At 32.9% G+C, this 18739-nt stretch carries 17 protein-coding genes; 16 read left to right on the top strand and 1 reads right to left on the bottom strand.

Translation table 11 applies throughout. The annotated features are described in order from the left end of the window. The first annotated feature begins 87 nt into the window (after positions 1-87). The 8 genes from ACRBBL_RS21035 to ACRBBL_RS21000 all read left to right on the top strand — a co-directional run bounded on the left by ACRBBL_RS21035 (position 88) and on the right by ACRBBL_RS21000 (position 7100). Positions 88-405 (top strand): NHLP leader peptide family RiPP precursor, encoded by a 318-nt coding sequence (locus tag ACRBBL_RS21035; RefSeq protein WP_431371060.1) that lies wholly within the window; start codon positions 88-90, stop codon positions 403-405. Positions 406-432: 27 nt separating this feature from the next. Then, positions 433-2397 (top strand): adenylate/guanylate cyclase domain-containing protein, encoded by a 1965-nt coding sequence (locus tag ACRBBL_RS21030; protein ID WP_431371059.1) that lies wholly within the window; start codon positions 433-435, stop codon positions 2395-2397. A 319-nt stretch (positions 2398-2716) separates the two neighbouring features. Further along, positions 2717-3010, top strand: a complete 294-nt coding sequence (locus ACRBBL_RS21025) for an NHLP leader peptide family RiPP precursor (RefSeq protein ID WP_431371058.1) — start codon at positions 2717-2719, stop codon at positions 3008-3010. 23 nt (positions 3011-3033) lie between these two features. Then, entirely contained in the window at positions 3034-3378 is a 345-nt protein-coding gene (locus ACRBBL_RS21020; protein ID WP_431371057.1) for an NHLP leader peptide family RiPP precursor, read from the top strand. 31 nt (positions 3379-3409) lie between these two features. Continuing rightward, positions 3410-3739 (top strand): class IIb bacteriocin, lactobin A/cerein 7B family, encoded by a 330-nt coding sequence (locus tag ACRBBL_RS21015; protein ID WP_431371056.1) that lies wholly within the window; start codon positions 3410-3412, stop codon positions 3737-3739. A gap of 30 nt (positions 3740-3769) precedes the next feature. Continuing rightward, positions 3770-4117, top strand: coding sequence for a class IIb bacteriocin, lactobin A/cerein 7B family (locus ACRBBL_RS21010; RefSeq protein ID WP_431371055.1), 348 nt, complete (start codon positions 3770-3772; stop codon positions 4115-4117). Positions 4118-4652: 535 nt separating this feature from the next. After that, the gene (locus ACRBBL_RS21005; protein ID WP_431371054.1) at positions 4653-5840 is read left to right on the top strand and encodes a hypothetical protein; all 1188 of its coding nucleotides are present in this window, start codon (positions 4653-4655) and stop codon (positions 5838-5840) included. 78 nt (positions 5841-5918) lie between these two features. Further along, positions 5919-7100, top strand: a complete 1182-nt coding sequence (locus tag ACRBBL_RS21000; protein WP_431371053.1) for a hypothetical protein — start codon at positions 5919-5921, stop codon at positions 7098-7100. A 143-nt stretch (positions 7101-7243) separates the two neighbouring features. Here the strand turns inward: ACRBBL_RS21000 and ACRBBL_RS20995 are convergent, their stop codons facing one another. After that, on the bottom strand, positions 7244-7966 hold the full coding sequence (locus ACRBBL_RS20995) for an SGNH/GDSL hydrolase family protein (protein ID WP_431371052.1): 723 nt from the start codon (positions 7964-7966) through the stop codon (positions 7244-7246). Positions 7967-8524: 558 nt separating this feature from the next. On the opposite strand from ACRBBL_RS20995, the gene ACRBBL_RS20990 reads away from it, so the two are divergent. The 8 genes from ACRBBL_RS20990 to preA all read left to right on the top strand — a co-directional run. Further along, entirely contained in the window at positions 8525-9991 is a 1467-nt protein-coding gene (locus tag ACRBBL_RS20990) for a CoA-acylating methylmalonate-semialdehyde dehydrogenase (protein WP_431371051.1), read from the top strand. A 175-nt stretch (positions 9992-10166) separates the two neighbouring features. Beyond that, positions 10167-11501: an aminotransferase class III-fold pyridoxal phosphate-dependent enzyme gene (locus ACRBBL_RS20985; protein WP_431371050.1), complete on the top strand. Its 1335-nt coding sequence runs from the start codon at positions 10167-10169 to the stop codon at positions 11499-11501. 90 nt (positions 11502-11591) lie between these two features. After that, positions 11592-13268, top strand: coding sequence for an NCS1 family nucleobase:cation symporter-1 (locus ACRBBL_RS20980; RefSeq protein WP_431371049.1), 1677 nt, complete (start codon positions 11592-11594; stop codon positions 13266-13268). Between the two features lies 1 nt (position 13269). After that, positions 13270-14655, top strand: coding sequence for a dihydropyrimidinase (gene hydA / locus ACRBBL_RS20975; RefSeq protein WP_431371048.1), 1386 nt, complete (start codon positions 13270-13272; stop codon positions 14653-14655). Positions 14656-14676: 21 nt separating this feature from the next. After that, positions 14677-15057, top strand: coding sequence for a four helix bundle protein (locus ACRBBL_RS20970; RefSeq protein WP_431371047.1), 381 nt, complete (start codon positions 14677-14679; stop codon positions 15055-15057). 30 nt (positions 15058-15087) lie between these two features. Further along, complete coding sequence (locus ACRBBL_RS20965) at positions 15088-15954, top strand: nitrilase-related carbon-nitrogen hydrolase (protein WP_431371046.1); 867 nt, start codon at positions 15088-15090, stop codon at positions 15952-15954. An 82-nt stretch (positions 15955-16036) separates the two neighbouring features. Continuing rightward, positions 16037-17365 carry an FAD-dependent oxidoreductase gene (locus tag ACRBBL_RS20960; RefSeq protein WP_431371045.1) on the top strand — a complete coding sequence of 443 codons (1329 nt, stop codon included), beginning with the start codon at positions 16037-16039 and terminating at the stop codon, positions 17363-17365. A gap of 85 nt (positions 17366-17450) precedes the next feature. Then, positions 17451-18739, top strand: a 1289-nt coding sequence (gene preA, locus ACRBBL_RS20955; protein WP_431371044.1) for an NAD-dependent dihydropyrimidine dehydrogenase subunit PreA, incomplete at its 3' end; no start/stop codon positions are given.

Here is an 18739-nt window from a genome sequence, read left to right as displayed (position 1 = left end):
TTTATCAGTCTTTTTGGCATTTTTATGTTCTATTTGAAATGTAAATTTACGCATCACCCACAATATAAAGAACATAAAACTAATATCATGGAATTGACAAAAAAACAAAAATTAATTGAAACCATTGTACAAAAATCATGGGAAGATGATGCCTTTAAACAAGAGTTAATTGCGAATCCTGTAAAAGTTATCGAAAGTATAATTGGAGAACCTCTAGATTTAGATGAAGGTAAAACGATTATTGTTAACGATCAAACAGATGCTTCGAATGTATACATTAATATTCCTCCACAACTTGATTTGGACGATGTGGAATTGACTGAAGAACAATTAGAAATTATAGCTGGTGGAGGAGATCCTCCTAGCGCAGTTATACAAATTACAGATCCTGCTCCAGGGTTATAATTCATGATTAGAAAGCAAAATTAAATAATGCTTATAGCTGAAAAAACATATTATAAAAAAGATGAGAAGCGAAAATTAATATCGCTTCTCTTTTTTGTTTTGATATCTTCTATTCTTACGGGACAAGTAAAAACTGATATTAGTAACCAAAAGAAAACAGGAGATAGTTTGTTTTTAATAAGTAAAGACAAACTTAAAAAAGGAGACTATGAAGAGGCACTTTCTTTAGCAGGAAAAAGCCTAACAATATTTAAAGGTTTAAATGAAAATGAATCTATTGGAAATTGCTATAAACAAATAGCTACGGTAAATTATTACCAGGGGGAATTTTACGATGCATTAACTTCTTTTGAAAATAGTAAAGAGTATTTTACGAAAGCAGGCGTGAAAAACGGAATTGCCTCTACTACAAATAATATTGGCGCAATTTATTACTACTTAGGGAATTACTCTAAAGCACTAGACAATTACAAAAATGCATTGGAGCTACATGAAGATTTAAATAATGAGGCACAAATTGCAGGAACAACACAAAATATTGGAAATATTTATCTAATACTTAATGACTTTGATAATGCGAAGAAGTATTATGAAATTACCAAAAAAATTCACGAAAAAATAGCGAATAAAAAATCACTTTCCTTAGTACTGAGTAGTATAGGAAGTGTCTATATGAATGAAGAAAATTATGATACAGCTTTAAGCAATTATGAGGCTTCCTTAAAACTTGCAGTAGAAAGTGATGAAAAACAAGTACAGGCTGAAGTATTTTTCAACCTAGGAAAATTATATGAAGCAAAGAATAATTTTTCTGAATCAGTAAAGTTCTACAATAAATCACTAAATATAGCGCAAGAGATAAAAAGTAGCCGCCATGAAAGTTCGGCTTTTATTGCATTAGGCGCCATTCAACTAAAGTTGAATAAAAAAGAACAATCCATAAAAAATTGTAAGCGAGGTTTAGAAATAGCAGAAAAACTAAATATTGTTTCTGCCCAAGAACAAGCTTGTAAATGTCTATACAACTCTTATAAATCTTTAAATCAGGTAGGAAAAGCATTGCGGTACAATGAGCAGATGTATTTACTAAAAGACAGTTTAAATTTAAAGAAAACTACAGACAAACTGCTAAATATGGAGTTTGAAAAAGAAATGCTTTTGGATAGTATTGCCAATGTAGAAAAAGAACGCAAAGCAGAAATAGCACATCAAAAAATTGTAGACAAAAAAGAAAAACAACGAAATATCTTTCTGATTTTAGGTTGCTTTGCACTTATAATTGCTGGAGGAATTTTTAGCAGATTAAATCTTGTAAAAAAATCAAAAGCAATATTACAAGTAGAAAAAGATCGTTCAGAGCATTTATTACTTAACATCTTACCAGAGGAAATTGCCGAAGAACTAAAAGAAAAAGGTTTTGTAGATGCACAAGACTTTGAAACTGCTTCCATCTTATTCACAGATTTTAAATCTTTTACAGAAACTGCTTCTCGATTAACACCACAACAATTAGTTGAAGAAATCAATGTGTGTTTTAAAGCATTTGACCATATCATGGAAAGTTATAAAATTGAGAAAATAAAAACTATTGGAGATGCGTATATGGCTGCAGGTGGTTTGCCTAAACCAGATGCAAATGCGATTAAAAATACCATTTTAGCGGCTATTAAAATGCAGGCTTTCATGATTAAAAGAAAAAGAGAAAACGACATACAAAATAAACCAGCTTTTGAAATGCGAGTTGGTATTCACGTTGGACCTATTGTAGCGGGTATTGTTGGAGTTAAAAAGTTTCAATATGATATTTGGGGAGATACTGTAAATACAGCTAGCCGTATGGAAAGTAATAGTATGGTTGGAAAAGTAAATATAAGTCAAGACACCTATTTATTAGTTAAAGATGAAGAAGACCTAGCTTTTGAATATCGTGGAAAAATCACAGCAAAAGGTAAGGGAGAGCTAGAAATGTACTTTGTAACGCTTAAAGCGTAAGTATAGACAGCAATCATATTTAATAATAGATGTGATAAAATATGCTTTCAACAAGGAAATTAAGCCATATACTTCAAAATGTTATCGGATCTAGCATTTATTAATTCATCTAAATATTATCTAATATGTTGCGAAATCTTAAGCTTTAACTCTTAATATCTTGAATATAAAGAAGTAAAATACATAAAAAACAGTTTTATCAGTTTTAATGGCATTTTTATCACTTATCTAAAAAATATCTTTACACCATAGTTAATAAGAAAGAACTAATAACCTAATTATGGAATTGACGATAGAGCAGAAAAAATCCCAAGAATTATTGCAAAAGATAATTTATAAAGCATGGGAAGATGAAAGTTTCAAGCAAGAATTAATAGCTAATCCTATAGAGGCTATTAAAAATGCTACGGGAGAGAAGGTTAATCTTCCAAATGATAAAATCCTAATAGTTAAAGATCAAACATGCTTGTCTACAATTTATATCAACATTCCTGCTGAACCAAATATGGAAGATATAGAATTAAATGAAGAACAATTAGAATTTATTGCTGGTGGAGGTTCTTGGCCATCGACTGTGCCACCGACATTACCAACATTACCAACAAAATCATAAATAACACTTTAACTCTATAAGCCATGAAATTAACACAAGAGCAAGAATTATATCAAAAAATTGTACAAAGAGCATGGGAAGATGCTGAGTATAAAAAAGAACTAATAGCTAATCCTTTGGCAGCAATTGAAAAATTAACAGGAATAAAATTAAATATTCCATCTGACAAGACAATTGTTGTTAACGATCAAACAGATGCTTCAAATGTATACATTAACATTCCAGTGGAACAAAACATGGAAGATATAGAGTTAAATGAAGATCAACTAGAGGCAATTGCAGGTGGTAAAGCAAGATACTATGACATCATGATATTGCCGCCAGTATTCCCAGGAGGATGTATACCAGACGATAGAATAACAACTTAATATAAATATTTAAACTTAAAATTAAAACATTATGGATTTAACACAAGAACAAAACTTGAATGCTCAAGTAGTACAAAAAGCATGGAAAGACGCAGAATTTAAAAGAAACTTATTAGCTAACCCAGTAAAAACAATTGAAAATTTCACAGGTCAAAAAATTAGTTTACCAGAAGGTCAAGAGCTGGTAGTGGTTGACCAAAGCAGTGAGGCTAAAGTTTATTTTAACATACCAAGAGAGGTAAATGTTAATGACTTAGAATTGACTGAAGAAGAGCTAGAACAAGTTGCAGGTGGAATCTTACCATTAATTGGTTATGGTATATGCGTTGGAATTGCAATTTATGCAGCAACTCATCAATAAAAAATAGTTAATTAATAAAAACATAGAACAATGAATTATTCAAAAGAACAAGAAGCAAAAGGTACAGAATTAGTAAAAACTCTAGTAGAAAAGGCATGGGAGAGTGCAAGTTTCAAAGAGCAATTAATGCGCAACCCTGAAGCTACAATAGCTGAAGTAACAGGAAAACAACTAACGAATACTGATAAGAAGATCGTAGTGGTAGACCAAACAGATGAGTCTGTTGTTTATATAAATATTCCAGCAAAGGTTGATATGAGTGAATTAGAATTGACTGAAGAGCAATTAGAGCAAGTAGCTGGAGGAATTCTTCCTTATATCGTAGGAGCTGCAATTGGTTATGGTGTATGCTGGTTGGCAGATAATTATGCACACTAAAAGATTGTTTTATTTACATTTATTGTAAAATCCTCTACAACTAAAAAATTATCAAACAATGAATAAATTGTTTAATTGTTTGATAATTTTTTATATATAATAAAATTATGAAAAACAACAATCTCAGACCAGCCGCAACAATAATCGTAATAATTTTAGGTGTAATAATTTTTAAGCATTTTAACTTTAGTACATTAACGTTTGAAAAGCCTTGGTTAAATGCTATATATATTATAGCTTTTGTCTGTATTCTATTTTTTCTATTTAAAGACAAAATTAAAGTAAATAGAAAATAAAATTAGATTGCTAATTTGATAGAATAAGATAAGTTGTTCAAAATGTTTAGATATAATTGTATTGAAAACATTAAGCGCAGAGTTTTTTATATATCCATGACAAAATGAATAAATCGAGTATGTAGATACATCGTTACGAACAAGTAAGCCCTACAAGAGTTCATTTAAGGAAAGAACAGTTTACTGTCCATGATTAATTTGCAGATATCTTTTTAACACTTATAACTATTAATAATCCGATGAATATTTTAACTATACCTTATTTTGCAGGTGGGCTCTCTCACTTAATTCCGTTGTATGTTTTACATCATAAATATTTAAAAAATAATACTGATGTAAAAAATCAGTTTTTGGTTAACAATAACGTGCAAAATTCTCTTAAAATGTTAAGCATAGACTGTGTGCCAATGGATTATTTTGGGAAAGAAGCAAAGGAACTAGTCTTATCTAATGATTATTCAAAAATAGGAGAGTACATAATAGAAAAAGAGCAAGAAGCTTATAAAAAAGTGAAGCCAAAACTGGTTATAGAAGATAATGCTTTTACGTCTCCACTCATTGCAGAAAAAAATAACATTCCTAGAATTTCAATTCAGCGCACGGGAATTTTTAGATCTATTGATAAGCGTGATAGAAATACCAACCATGTACATTCTTTACAAAAAGGCGGTATTATTAAAAAGGCTAAAATTCCTTCAAATCTGTACAATTCAGAATCATCTATATTAAATGATACTAATGCGGACTTTTCTAAACAATACGCAGCCCCAAAAGCAAAGATTATTCCTGGAATACCATCTATTGAGTGTTTGCCAGATGACATTGAAAATAGAGATTCCTATTTCTATTCTGGACCGCTAATTGTTATGGATAAACCTTCGAGGAACCTTACAGAAAGATTGAGTGAGTTCTTAAGTAATAACAAAAAAAAACCAATTGTTTTCATTACCACAGGAACAGTAGATAAAACGCTTACAGAAAACTTTATTGAATTCTTTTTGAAACGCAACTATGCAGTTATAACGACCTGTAATTGCGAAATAAATGAGAAGTATGAGCAAGCGGTTTTTTATAATAAATTACTCCCGTTACATTATATCTGTAGCATTTCAAATTTAGTGATTCATCAATGTGGTTCAGGAATGTATCATTATCCAATAATGAACAGAGTACCTTCCCTAACGATAAGCACTCAATGTTATGATCGGGAAGATATAGCCCTAAGGTTACAAAAACTCGGCATTTCAGGTCATATTCCACATCCAGGTGATAATGCTAACTATTGGGATATTTTTATTGAAATGGTTGAAAAATTTGAAAAAAACACACTGGTTGATTTTTACACGATGGACAAACTACGTACTGAAATAGATGAAACAATGTCAAATTTTCAAATGGAAAAAGTTATTCAATATGCATTAGCATAATTAAATTAACAAGTAAGATTCAGTTTCAACCTCACATTACTGGAGGCTAATTATAAGAATTAAAACAAAACCAATATCATGAATATTCTAACTATTCCCTATATAGCTGGTGGCATCTCACACTTGATTCCTTTGTATGTTTTACAACAAAAATATTTAAGGAGTAACTTCACAATTAAAAATCATTTTTTAGTTAATAGTTACTCACAAAAATTTCTTATGCTAAAGGGCGTGAGCTGTGTTCCAATAGATTATGTTTTTGGAGAAGACCTAATAAAATCTAAAGATTTATCGAAGATAAATGAGTGTGTAGTTGAAATGGAAGAAAAAGCTTATGAAATAGTTAAGCCCTCATTGATTATTGAAGACACTGCGTGTTTTACGCCATTAATTGCTGAAAAAAATAATACACCAAGAATTTCAATTCAACGAACTGGGATTTTTAGATCTATTGATAAACGCTTTAGAAATGACAATCATGTACACTCTTTTCAAAAAGGTAGAAACTTTGGTAAGACTATAGGATTCTCAAATTTGTATAATTCTGAGGTGTCTATGTTTAATGACAATGATTTGAATTTTTTAAACCGGTATATAGAATCTAAAGCAAAGATTATCCCAGGAATAGCATCCATAGAATGTTTACCAGAAGATATACAAGATAGAGACTCGTATTTTTATTCTGGGCCACTTCTTATCAAGGACAAGCCTTCAGAGAAACTTTCTAAAAGGTTGGATGAATTTTTAAGCTTCAACAAACAAAAACCTATTGTTTTTATTACAACAGGAACAATAGATGGAACATCAATTGAAGATTTTATAGAGTTCTTTGTAAAGCGTAACTATGCCGTAATTACTACATCTAACAGTGAAATAAATGAGAAGTATAAGGAAAAAGTATTTTATAATAAATTACTACCTCTTCACTTTATATGTGGAATTTCAAATTTAGTCATTCATCAATGCAGTGCAGGAATATATCATTATCCAATAATGAACAGAGTACCTTCCCTAACGATAAGTACTCAATGTTATGATCGGGAAGATATAGCACTAAGGTTACAAGAACTAGGTGTTTCGGGTCATATTCCTCATCCAGAGGATAATGCTAACTATTGGGATATTTTTATTGAAATGGTTGAAAAATTTGAAAAAAACACACTGGTTGATTTTTATACGATGGACAAACTACGCACCGAAATAGATGAAACAATGTCAAATTTTCAAATAGAAAAAGTTATTCAATATGCTTTATCGTAACTGATAAAATATAGCCCTGATTTTGAATTTTCATCATTTTTAAATCTTTGATAGCTCCATTGGTAAAGAAACCATTTTTTATCGTTGGAATTAATTTGAAAGATCCTTTTCCATTACCTTTTAAGAATGCTCCATGACTAGCATCATTTATACTTGATTAAAGCTCTATCAATTGCTATTTGGGCTAATTTTTCCATAACTAAATATCCAGCCTTGTTTGGATGAACAAGATCATTTGCAGCTGTATAATCGGGTACTTTTAAACCTCCTTTATCGTCAACCATAGATGAATAGTAATCTAAATAGATAACCCCTTTTTCTTCAGCATAAGATTTAAGCTTTTCATTAATTAAAATGATTTTTGAAGCGGGATCTTGCTCAGGTTTCCAAAAATATTCTTTAACTGGTAAAATAGAAGAAATTATCACTTCAATATCGTTAGCATTCGCAATTTCTACCATAGATTTAATATTACCTACAATAGTTTCTATAGAGGTATTACCAGTATTACCTGCAACATCATTAGTACCAGCTAATATAACTACAACTCTTGGATTTAAATCGACGACATCTTGCCTAAATCGCAACAATATTTGCGGAGTGGTTTGTCCACCGATTCCTCTATTAATATAATCTCTGCCTTTAAAGAATTCTGGACGCATTTCAACCCAGTTTTCGGTAATAGAATCTCCCATAAAGATAACTCTACCTTTTGCTTTTGTATGTGATTTTAGTTTGAAATTTGCTTCCTCATAATGCATTATGTTTGCAAAAACACGCCAATTTAGCAGGTTTTTTTTATGAGTAAGTAACCGTAATTGTGAAAAAAAACGATTACGAGATAATATTTTAAATATATGTTTCATGTGTTGGTTAGCTGTCTACCTTCAGATTAGAATCATGAGTTTATTCTATACAATTTGCAAAAATTAAAAATAAATAATATTTCATTACTAAATAAATTATTTTGATAGAGAACAAGTGTACTATGACATACAACTTTTTTTAAAACTGTTTTATCCTAAAATTAGTTGAGGTATTTTAAATCAAAAAGACAGATAAATCATAAAAACTAAAAAGAATGATCGTATCTATCTTGAAAGTGTAAAAAGTATAGTACAGCCTTGTTCTTTCAATTATATAACTAATTTTTATATGTAATGAGTGTGTTCAACTCTTTAATGTGATTAAAATCAGAATATTATAAAAAGTTAAAACTTTGGTAGGAGTTCAGCACCTTAATTATTCTGTCTTCAATAGAAATATAAGGAACATTACAACGCATTTGATTTAGATACACTACAGGTCTTAATTAATATTAATTCATTATCTTGGGGTAGGGTATTGTTAGATTTTATCAGTAAAATAGCTGTTATTTAATAATATTCTCATTTTTTTTCTTAAATATTTAAAGAATTGTGATAATGATTATAAATGAGAGCTTACTAGAAGTTAAAAATTATATAAATGGAAAATTTGAAAGAAATGGACAAAAATCTATGGATGTATTAAGTCCTTTAGATGGTTCTAAAATTTCTTCAATTCCATTATCTACAACTCAAGATGTTGAAGCTGCAGTACAAGCAGCAGAAAAAGCATTTCCAAAATGGTCTGGAATGACTTTTAAAGAACGTGTTCAAATATTTTTTAGATATCGAAATCTCTTAGAGCAGAACATGGATGAGCTTACAAAATTAGTACAGCTTGAAAACGGAAAAACCTATGGAGAAGCAAAAGCTGAGGTTGAAAAAAGTATGGAACTTTGCGAGTTTGCTGTGTCTATGCCGCAAATTGTAGTGAACGAGATACAGGAAGTAAGTAAAGGTGTAGAATGTAGAATTGAACGTAAACCTCTTGGAGTAGTTGCGTCTATAACTCCTTTCAATTTCCCTAACATGGTGCCGCATTGGACATTGCCAAATGCCTTGGTATTAGGGAATACAATGGTTATGAAACCTTCAGAATTGGTGCCTTTAAGTACAGTTCGAATGGCAGAATTGCTAAAAGAAGCTGGACTTCCAGATGGTGTTTTCAATATAGTAAATGGAGGTAAAGAAGTTGTGGAAGCTATTTGCGATCATCCAAAAATTGAAGCAGTTTCATTTGTAGGATCCACAAAAGTGGCTAAAATAGTATACAAAAGAGCTACTTCTACTTTAAAACGTTGTGTTGCTTTAGGCGGTGCAAAAAACCATTTATTAGTATTACCAGATGCCAATCCAGAAATGACAGCATCAAATGTTGTAGCTTCAATGGCTGGTTGTGCTGGTCAACGTTGTATGGCTGCGTCGGTTATGGTTGGTGTAGATAAGGTACAACACATTATTGACCGTATGGTTGAAGATGCGAAAGCTATTGTACCTGGAGACAATTTAGGTTCTGTAATAACTGCTGAAGCAAAAGAACGTATTGAAGGTTATATCGCTGAAGCTGAAAAAAATGGAGCAAAAATTCTGCTCGATGGTCGTAATGCAACTGTACCTGGAAAAGAAGGTGGCTATTATGTTGGACCAACAATTATAGATCATGTAACAACAGATATGTCTGTTGCCAGAGAAGAAATTTTTGGTCCTGTGATTTCTATCATTCGAGCAAAAGATTTGGATGAAGCAATAGAAATTGAAAATGGTTCTAATTATGGAAATGCAGCAGCTGTATTTACACAAAGTGGTGGTTTAGCAAAACAAGTAATGGAACGCGCAAGCGCAGGAATGATAGGTGTTAACATTGGAGTTCCAGTACCTAGAGAGCCTTTTTCTTTTGGAGGTTGGAATGAATCAAAATTTGGTGTTGGCGATATTACAGGGCGTAGTTCTATTGAATTTTGGACACAAAATAAAAAAACTACAACAAAATGGAATCCTGAAGCACAAACAAATTGGATGAGTTAAAAACCAACGCTGATGACGCAGATTTAGCAGATTATTACAGATTATAATTATGTTTAATCATAAAAATCAGAGTCGTTAGCATTTCAAGCAACAAAAGAATACAGGTAACTCATATAAGGAAAGAAAAAATCATGTTTAATCATAAAAAAATCAGCGTCATCTGCGTTCAAAAAAAATGAGCAACCAACAAATTATAAAAGATAACTTAGACTACACGTTATTCTCTTGGGGAAAACAAGGTGGTCTAAATCCTATAAATGCCTCTCATGCTAAAGGTTCTTATGTATATGATAGAGATGGTAAAAAATACTTAGACTTTACATCTCAATTAATGAATGTAAATATTGGTCATGGAGATCAACGCATTACAGAAGCAGTTACTAAGCAAATGCAAGAAGTAAGCTATGTCTATCCAGGAATGGCTACAGATGTTCGAGGTAAACTTGGAAAGAAAATAGCTGAGATCACTCCAGGGAATTTAACAAAAACATTTTTTACACTTGGAGGTGCTGAAGCCATAGAAAATGCTATCAAGCTAGCCCGTATGTATACAGGGCGTCATAAAATAGTTACACATTATAGAGCATATCATGGCGCAACATATGGAGCTATGTCTGCTGGTGGAGATCCTAGACGATTCCCTGTAGATAGTCAGGCAATGCCAAATGTAGTTCATGTAGAAAACCCGTATGCGTACCGCTGTCCATGGAACTCTAATTCTATCGAACAATGCGGAGAACGTGCTTTGGCACATTTAGAACGTATAGTTCAATTAGAAAACCCACATAGTATAGCAGCAATTTTATTTGAGGGCGAATCGGGTTCATCAGGATGCCTAAAATACCCTCCAATGTATTTAAAGAGAGTTCGTGAACTCTGTGACAAATACGGAATTATGATGATTGATGATGAGGTAATGAGCGGTTTTGGACGTACAGGTAAAATGTTTGGAATAGATCATCATGAGGTAACGCCAGATTTTATGTGCTTGGCAAAAGGACTAACTTCAGGATATTTGCCGTTGGGCGGAGTCGTAGTGACCGATAAAATTGCAGCACATTTTAATGATAATCCAATGGTAATAGGGTTAACCTATTCAGCGCATCCAACATTATGTGCAGCAGCTTTAGAGAACATTAAAATTATAGAAGAAGAAAACTTAGTTGAACGAGCAGCAGAAATGGGACTATACATTGAAGCTGAAGTGGAAAAACTAAAAGCGAAACATCCATCTATTGGTGATTTTAGAAATACAGGATTATTAGGTTGTATAGAACTTGTTAAGAATAGAGAAACGAAAGAACCTACAACACCTTGGAATGCAAAACCAGGCGAAATGGAAGCGACTATTCGAATGGCTTCAAAAATTAGAGAATTAGGAATGTTCACATTCGTGAGATGGAACTGGATTTTTATTGCGCCACCTTTAAATGTAACAAAAGAAGAAGTTGATGAAGGTTTAAAAATTATTTCACAAGCTATTGCTATAGCTGATGAATATTGTTTTTAGAATACTAATGACACAGAAAAGTATTTTCAAAAAGTTTAAAAATCAATCAAACTTAAATCATAAAAACCAGCGTTATCAGCGTTCTATTAAATGAATAAACAAATTGTAGAATTAAACGAAGACGTTTCAAACTCACCATTATATAGTGAAGATTTAGCGCCAGTACCTTCAAGTAAAAGAACTTGGAGTAAATGGCACTTAGCTGCTATTTGGGTTGGAATGGCAGTATGTATTCCAACATATCTGCTAGCATCTTATATGATAAAAACTGGTTTAAATTGGTATGAAGCTTTAATCATAATTGGTCTTGCAAATTTAATCATCACCATTCCTATGGTACTCAACGGTCATGCTGGCGTAAAATACGGTGTGCCTTTTCCTGTTATAGGAAGATCGTCTTTTGGTATAAAAGGAATTCATATTCCTTCAGTGATAAGAGGATTGGTGGCTTGCGGATGGTTTGGAGTTAATACTTGGTTAGGCGGAATGGCTATATATTCTATATTCATTGCCATCTCAGGAACTGACGCAGCTATAGGTTTGTCTATTGGACAATTTGTGTGTTTTGGAATTTTTTGGTTGATAAATATGTATTTCATCTGGAAAGGGACAGAAAGTATTAAATGGTTAGAAACGTATTCTGCACCGATACTGATAATAATGGGCTTGATATTGATCGGTTGGGGTTATAACAGTGTTGGCGGATTCGGAACTGTATTAGAACAAGGAAAGCAATTAGAAATCCCTGTAGCTGAAATTTATCAAGCAGAGAATGAAAAGAACTTTATTCAGATAAATCCGATAAAGGATAAAGATGGTGTTGCTAAAGCTAGTGAATACCAACTTATTTTAAATGGAAATGAATTAGGATGGAATGCTTTGTCTAAAGAAGATGTTTCCATTGGAAAAATAAGCGAGAATGATACATACCAAATTCAACTCAGGAATGCTAAATCTACATCCTCAATTGCTAATGTAACACCTAGAACAGGCAAAAGTTCATTTGGCGATAAAATATGGAAGTACTTAATCTGGCTAACAGCAATGCTTGGATTTTGGGCTACAATGTCATTAAGTATTGCAGATATTACAAGATACTCATCATCGCAAAAAGCACAAGTACAGGGTCAATTTATTGGTTTGCCAGGCACAATGATGCTTTATTCATTTGTAGGCATATTTGTAACCTGTGCTGCAATTATAAGTTTCGATGACATACTTATTGCGAATGATGCACCTTGGGATCCTATTGCTTTACTTGCAAAATTTGATAGTGTTTGGGTAGTAGTTCTAGCACAAATCTTTATGATAATTGCAACATTAAGTACCAATATTGCCGCCAATGTTATTGCACCAGCAAATGCGTTTTCAAACTTATGGCCTAAAAAAATAAGTTTTACCAGAGGTGGTTTTATAACAGGAATCATAGGTATACTAATATTTCCATGGTTATTATTAAATGAAATTCAAGGACTTTTAATTGATGTTAGCGCAGTTTTAGGACCCGTACTAGCTATTCTAGTCTGTGACTATTATCTAATCAATAAAAAACAAATTCAAATTGCAGAATTATATAAGGAAAACGGAATGTATTCTTTTGGAAAAAGTGGCGTTAATAAAGCTGCTATAATAGCATTACTTGTGGGTGCTTTTATTGCCATTGGAGGAAAATGGATTCCTGCTATGAGTTCGCTTTATGCAATTTCATGGTTTTCAGGATTCATCATTTCCTTTGTATTATACTATCTATTAATGAAGAAAAAATAAAATGTCAATACTCATAAAAAATGGTCGTGTAGTTACGGCTTCCGAAAGTTATATAGCTGATGTCTATACCGAAGGTGAAAAAATTATTGCCATCGGAAAAGATTTAGCGTATCAAGCAGATAAAATAATTGACGCTACAGATAAATTAGTATTTCCAGGAGGAATTGATCCTCATGTGCATCTCGATATGCCTTTTATGGGAACTTATTCCAGCGATGATTATGAAACTGGAACACGAGCTGCTTTGCATGGTGGAACAACAATGGTAATTGATTTTATTCTTCAAACACAAGGAGATACACTTCATAATGCATTAAAAACTTGGCAAAAAAAATCACAAGGAAAAGCGATTGGCGATTATTCATACCACATGGCTGTAACCGATTTTAATGATGATGTAGCCAAAGAAGTGGTTCAGATGATTGAAGAAGAAGGAATTTCATCATTCAAAACATTTATGGCGTATAAAGGTGCATTAATGATTGATGATGGACAAATGGTTCAATTGATGAAAGTCGTTAAAAAACATGGAGGTTTAGTTACTGTTCATGCAACAAATGGCGATATGATAGATTCGCTAATAGCAAAAAACAAAGCGGAAGGAAACTTAGCACCAATCTATCATTACTTATCGCAACCAGAAGTTACCGAATCTGAAGCTTCAGGACGTTTTGCAGATATGTTAGAATATACAGGTTGTCCTGGATACATAGTACACATGACTTGTGAAGGCGCATTAAACGCAGTAAGAAAAGCAACGCAGCGCAATCAAAAAGTATTTGTAGAAACGTGTACGCAATATTTAATATTAGACGCTTCATTGTACGAAAATGATTTTGAAGGAGCTAAATGGGTAATGAGTCCACCATTAAGAGAAAAGAAAGATCAAACAGCATTATGGTCTGGTATAAATCAAGGTTTGGTTCAAGTTGTAGGTACTGACCATTGTCCATTTATGTGGGAACAAAAAAAAATGGGAAAAGATGATTTTTCTAAAATACCAAACGGACATCCAGCAATTGAACATCGTATGGAATTATTATATTCAGAAGGTGTTCACAAAGAGAAAATTTCATTAACAAAATACGTAGAAGTAAGTTCGACTAACGCAGCAAAAATCTTCGGAATGTATCCAAGAAAAGGAACCATTGCTATAGGAAGTGATGCCGATATCGTAATATTTGATCCTAAAAAAGAACATACCATTTCTGTAGAAACGCATCACATGAATTGTGATTACTCAGCCTACGAAGGTCAACAAGTAACTGGAAAAACAGAAACTGTAATTCTACGTGGTCAAATTGCTATAGAAAATGAAACCTGTAAATTAAATGCAGGTCACGGACAATTTATTCCGAGAGGAAAAACATCGAAAACTGTTATATAGTTAAGAATTATGAGTGTAGAGTTGAAAAATAAAAAAAAAGAAAGTAAAAGCATTATTGCCGATAAAGCATATGCTTTTGCGCTTTTAATTATTTCAATTTATAAAGAACTCAAAACTCAAAACGAATTTATTCTTTCTAAACAAATTATTCGTTCAGGAACATCAATTGGCGCTAATATAAATGAAGCAATTTCAGCAGAATCAAAAAAAGATTTTGTACACAAGTTAAGCATTTCACTTAAAGAATCACGGGAAACTAAATATTGGTTAAACCTATTAAAAGATAGTGACTATATTGATCAAGAAACATATAATAAATCTAATAAATATTGTGAAGAGTTGATAAAGATTTTAAGTAGTATTATTCTAACTACCAAACAGCGGTATTTAAGCAAATCATAACTCTAAACTAATAACTATTAACTCTAAATTATGCCAAGAAAAGTAAAATCAGGATTGATACAAATGAGTCTTCCAATGACAGAAGGCGAAGGAACTATAAAAGAAATTATGGATGCTATGTACGACAAGCACATTCCGTACATAGAAGAAGCAGGAAGACAAGGTGTTCAAATCTTATGTTTACAAGAAATATTCAATACGCCATATTTCTGCCCAGGACAAGACCGAAAATGGTACGCTTCAGCAGAATCTGTTCCTGGTCCAACTACTGAAAAAATGCAAGTATTGGCAAAAAAACATGATATGGTAATCATTGTGCCAATCTATGAAAAAGAACAAGCGGGCGTTTTATACAATACAGCCGCAGTCATTGATGCTGATGGAACCTATTTAGGGAAATACAGAAAAAATCACATTCCACATACAACAGGATTTTGGGAGAAATTCTTCTTTAAACCAGGGAATTTAGGATATCCAGTATTTCAAACTAAATACGCTAAAGTTGGAGTATACATCTGTTATGACAGACATTTTCCGGATGGTGCAAGAGCTTTAGGGCTAAACGGTGCAGAGATCGTTTACAACCCTTCGGCAACTGTTGCTGGATTAAGTGAATACTTATGGAAACTAGAACAACCTGCACACGCTGCAGCCAATGGATACTTTATGGGTTGTATCAATCGTGTTGGAGAAGAAAAACCATGGAATTTAGGTAAATTCTATGGACAATCATATTTCGTAAATCCAAGAGGACAAATATTTGCTGAAGCCTCTCGTGATGATGATGAATTACTAGTAGCAGAATTTGATTTAGATCTTATTGAAGAAGTTCGTTCTACATGGCAATTCTTTAGAGACAGACGCCCAGAAACGTATGGGAAGCTTACAGAGCTTTAGCTTTATAATTATGAATTAAGAGTTATGAATTTCTTTAGTTAAGTAATTCATAACTCATAACTTTTAAACTCATAACTCACAAATGGCAGAATATAAAAGACCAACAACTGAAGCAGAATTCGAAAAGAACTTCAAGCAGAAAAAACCACTGATGAATGATACTGAAGCGTTTTATGAGGCTTCAAGGTGTTTATTTTGTTATGATGCACCGTGTATTCAAGCATGTCCGACAAGTATAGACATTCCGTTATTTATCAAGCAAATACATACTGATAATATCACTGGAGCATCCAAAACTATTTTCGATTCTAATTGGCTTGGAAATGCCTGTGGCGTTGTATGTCCGACAGGTGTTTTGTGTGAAGGCGCTTGTGTATACAATCATCAAAGTGTTCCTCCAATTCAGATTGGAAGACTTCAAAATTACGCAACGAACAAAACAATTGATGCAGAAAAAGTAATTTTTAAAGTAGGTGAATCTAACGGAAAAAAAATAGCAATTATTGGAGCTGGACCTGCAGGAATTGCTTGTGCTTGTGAAGCGAGAACTTTAGGATATGATGTTGACATTTATGAAGCAAAAGAAAAACCATCTGGTTTAACTGTTTACGGAATTGCGCCTTATAAAATCACAAATGAAGAAGTCTTAAAAGAAGTAGCCTATCTTCAAAATCAGTTAGGTTTCAATATTAAATACAATAATGCTATTAATTCTAAAGTAGCATTAGCAAACCTTGAAGCAAACTATGACGCTATTTTTATTGGTGTTGGATTAGGAGCCACAAGACATTTAGGTTTAGATGGAGAAGACAAAAAAGGTGTTGTTGGAGCTGTTGAGTTTATTGAAGAGCTCCGAATGAAGCATCATGAAGTAATAGTTCCTAAAAAAGTTGTGGTTATTGGAGGCGGAAATACCGCGATGGATGCAGCATCTGAAGCAGCAAGAATGGGAGCAAGGAAAACGGTTTTGGCATACAGAAACTCTAAAGAAAAAATGGGTGCTTACAAATTTGAATATGATTTAGCTATAAGTGCTGGAGTAGACAGTTTATTCAATGTAACTCCAATTGCAATCACTGGAAATGGAAAAGTAGAAGGAGTAAAATTTGCTAAAACAGAAATGGTTGAAGGGAAACTCAAAACGAATATGAACAACACATTTATTGTGCAATGTGATATGGTGATAAAAGCAACTGGTCAAGCGAAGCAAGGTCATTTATATGATTTAATAGATAATTTAGATATAGATGCAAAAACAAGAATTAAAACGAATGATGAATTTCAAACCTCAAACTCAAAATATTTTGCAGGCGGAGATGCTATAAATGGAGGCGCAGAAGTTGTAAATGCAGCGTATGATGGTAAAATGGCAGCACAAGGAATTCATAATTGGCTAACTAAAAATAATTAATAATTTAGAGTTATTAGTTCAGAGTTATTTTGCCATTCAGGTTGTAACTCTTAACTCATAATTCATCAACTCATAACTCAATAAAATGATCGATTTATCAGTAGATTTCGGAGGAATAAAAGCACCAAACCCTTTTTGGTTAGCATCAGCACCACCAACTAATTCAGGGTATCAAATAATGAAAGCTTTTGAAGCAGGTTGGGGAGGCGCAGTATGGAAAACGCTTGGTGTTCCTGTAGTCAATGTTTCAAGTCGTTATGGTTCTGTAAACTATAGAAATACCAGAATGATGGGTTTCAATAATATCGAACTAATTACCGATAGACCTTTGGCAGATAATCTTCGTGAAATTGAAGAAGTCAAAAAATACTTTCCAAATCATGCTGTAATTGCTTCCCTAATGGTAGAAAGTAGAGCAGAATGGGAACAGATAATAAAAGATGTTGAAAATGCTGGAGCAGACGGAATAGAATTAAACTTTGGTTGTCCACACGGAATGTGTGAACGCGGAATGGGTTCTGCTGTCGGACAGCAACCAGCAGTTTTAAAAACCATTGTAGAATGGGTGAAAGAAGCAGCAAACATTCCTGTAATAACAAAACTAACGCCCAATGTTTCAGAAATCATTCAGCCTGGATTAGCCGCGCTTCAAGGCGGAACAGATTCGATCTCATTAATCAATACAATTAAAAGTATCGTTGGAATAGATTTAGATACCTATGCACCATATCCAATTGTTGATGGAAAAGGTACAAATGGTGGGTACTGCGGACCAGCAGTAAAACCTATTGCCATGAACATGTTGAAAGACTTGGCACAACATCCAGAAATTGGAAAAATCCCATTATCAGGTATTGGCGGTATAGAAACTTGGCGAGATGTAGTTGAGTTTATATTACTAGGCGCAACTTCTGTACAAGTATGTACCGCAGTAATGCACTATGGTTTTGGAATTGTGCGTGAGATGGAAGCTGGTTTGCGACAATTTATGGAGGAAAGAAATTACACTACTATTTATGACTTTGCCGGTAAAGCCTTGCCAAACGTAACAGAATGGAAGCATTTAAATCTAAAACATAAAGTTGTAGCAGAAATCAATCCAGACAAATGTATTGGTTGCGATTTATGTTATATTTCTTGTGATGATGGAGCGCATCAAGCAATTGCACTACCAGATGATCCTTTAAATAGAATTCCAAGTATAATTGAAGAAAACTGTGTAGGTTGTAACTTATGTTCACTAGTTTGCCCTGTAGAAGACTGTATTACAATGGTTAAAAAAGACGATGGCACTGAGCATATAACTTGGGACGAACGTTCTTTAAATGACGATATTCCTGTAACTTTTAATGATGATAGAGCAGGCGGGAAAGG

Source organism: Kordia sp. (assembly GCF_050633145.1).
In the GTDB taxonomy this organism is placed as follows: Bacteria; Bacteroidota; Bacteroidia; order Flavobacteriales; family Flavobacteriaceae; genus Kordia.
This window is presented reverse-complemented; position numbering and strand designations above follow the sequence as displayed.

Bases quoted from the DNA above. Each gene is read 5' to 3' on its own strand.
- ACRBBL_RS20960 (WP_431371045.1), top strand. From the start codon at position 16,037: ATGGCAGAATATAAAAGACCAACAACTGAAGCAGAATTCGAAAAGAAC.
- ACRBBL_RS20995 (WP_431371052.1), bottom strand. From the start codon at position 7,966: ATGAAACATATATTTAAAATATTATCTCGTAATCGTTTTTTTTCACAA.
- ACRBBL_RS21000 (WP_431371053.1), top strand. From the start codon at position 5,919: ATGAATATTCTAACTATTCCCTATATAGCTGGTGGCATCTCACACTTG.
- ACRBBL_RS21010 (WP_431371055.1), top strand. From the start codon at position 3,770: ATGAATTATTCAAAAGAACAAGAAGCAAAAGGTACAGAATTAGTAAAA.
- ACRBBL_RS21020 (WP_431371057.1), top strand. From the start codon at position 3,034: ATGAAATTAACACAAGAGCAAGAATTATATCAAAAAATTGTACAAAGA.
- hydA (WP_431371048.1), top strand. From the start codon at position 13,270: ATGTCAATACTCATAAAAAATGGTCGTGTAGTTACGGCTTCCGAAAGT.
- ACRBBL_RS20990 (WP_431371051.1), top strand. From the start codon at position 8,525: ATGATTATAAATGAGAGCTTACTAGAAGTTAAAAATTATATAAATGGA.
- ACRBBL_RS21005 (WP_431371054.1), top strand. From the start codon at position 4,653: ATGAATATTTTAACTATACCTTATTTTGCAGGTGGGCTCTCTCACTTA.
- ACRBBL_RS20965 (WP_431371046.1), top strand. From the start codon at position 15,088: ATGCCAAGAAAAGTAAAATCAGGATTGATACAAATGAGTCTTCCAATG.
- ACRBBL_RS20985 (WP_431371050.1), top strand. From the start codon at position 10,167: ATGAGCAACCAACAAATTATAAAAGATAACTTAGACTACACGTTATTC.
- ACRBBL_RS21035 (WP_431371060.1), top strand. From the start codon at position 88: ATGGAATTGACAAAAAAACAAAAATTAATTGAAACCATTGTACAAAAA.
- ACRBBL_RS20980 (WP_431371049.1), top strand. From the start codon at position 11,592: ATGAATAAACAAATTGTAGAATTAAACGAAGACGTTTCAAACTCACCA.
- ACRBBL_RS21015 (WP_431371056.1), top strand. From the start codon at position 3,410: ATGGATTTAACACAAGAACAAAACTTGAATGCTCAAGTAGTACAAAAA.
- ACRBBL_RS21030 (WP_431371059.1), top strand. From the start codon at position 433: ATGCTTATAGCTGAAAAAACATATTATAAAAAAGATGAGAAGCGAAAA.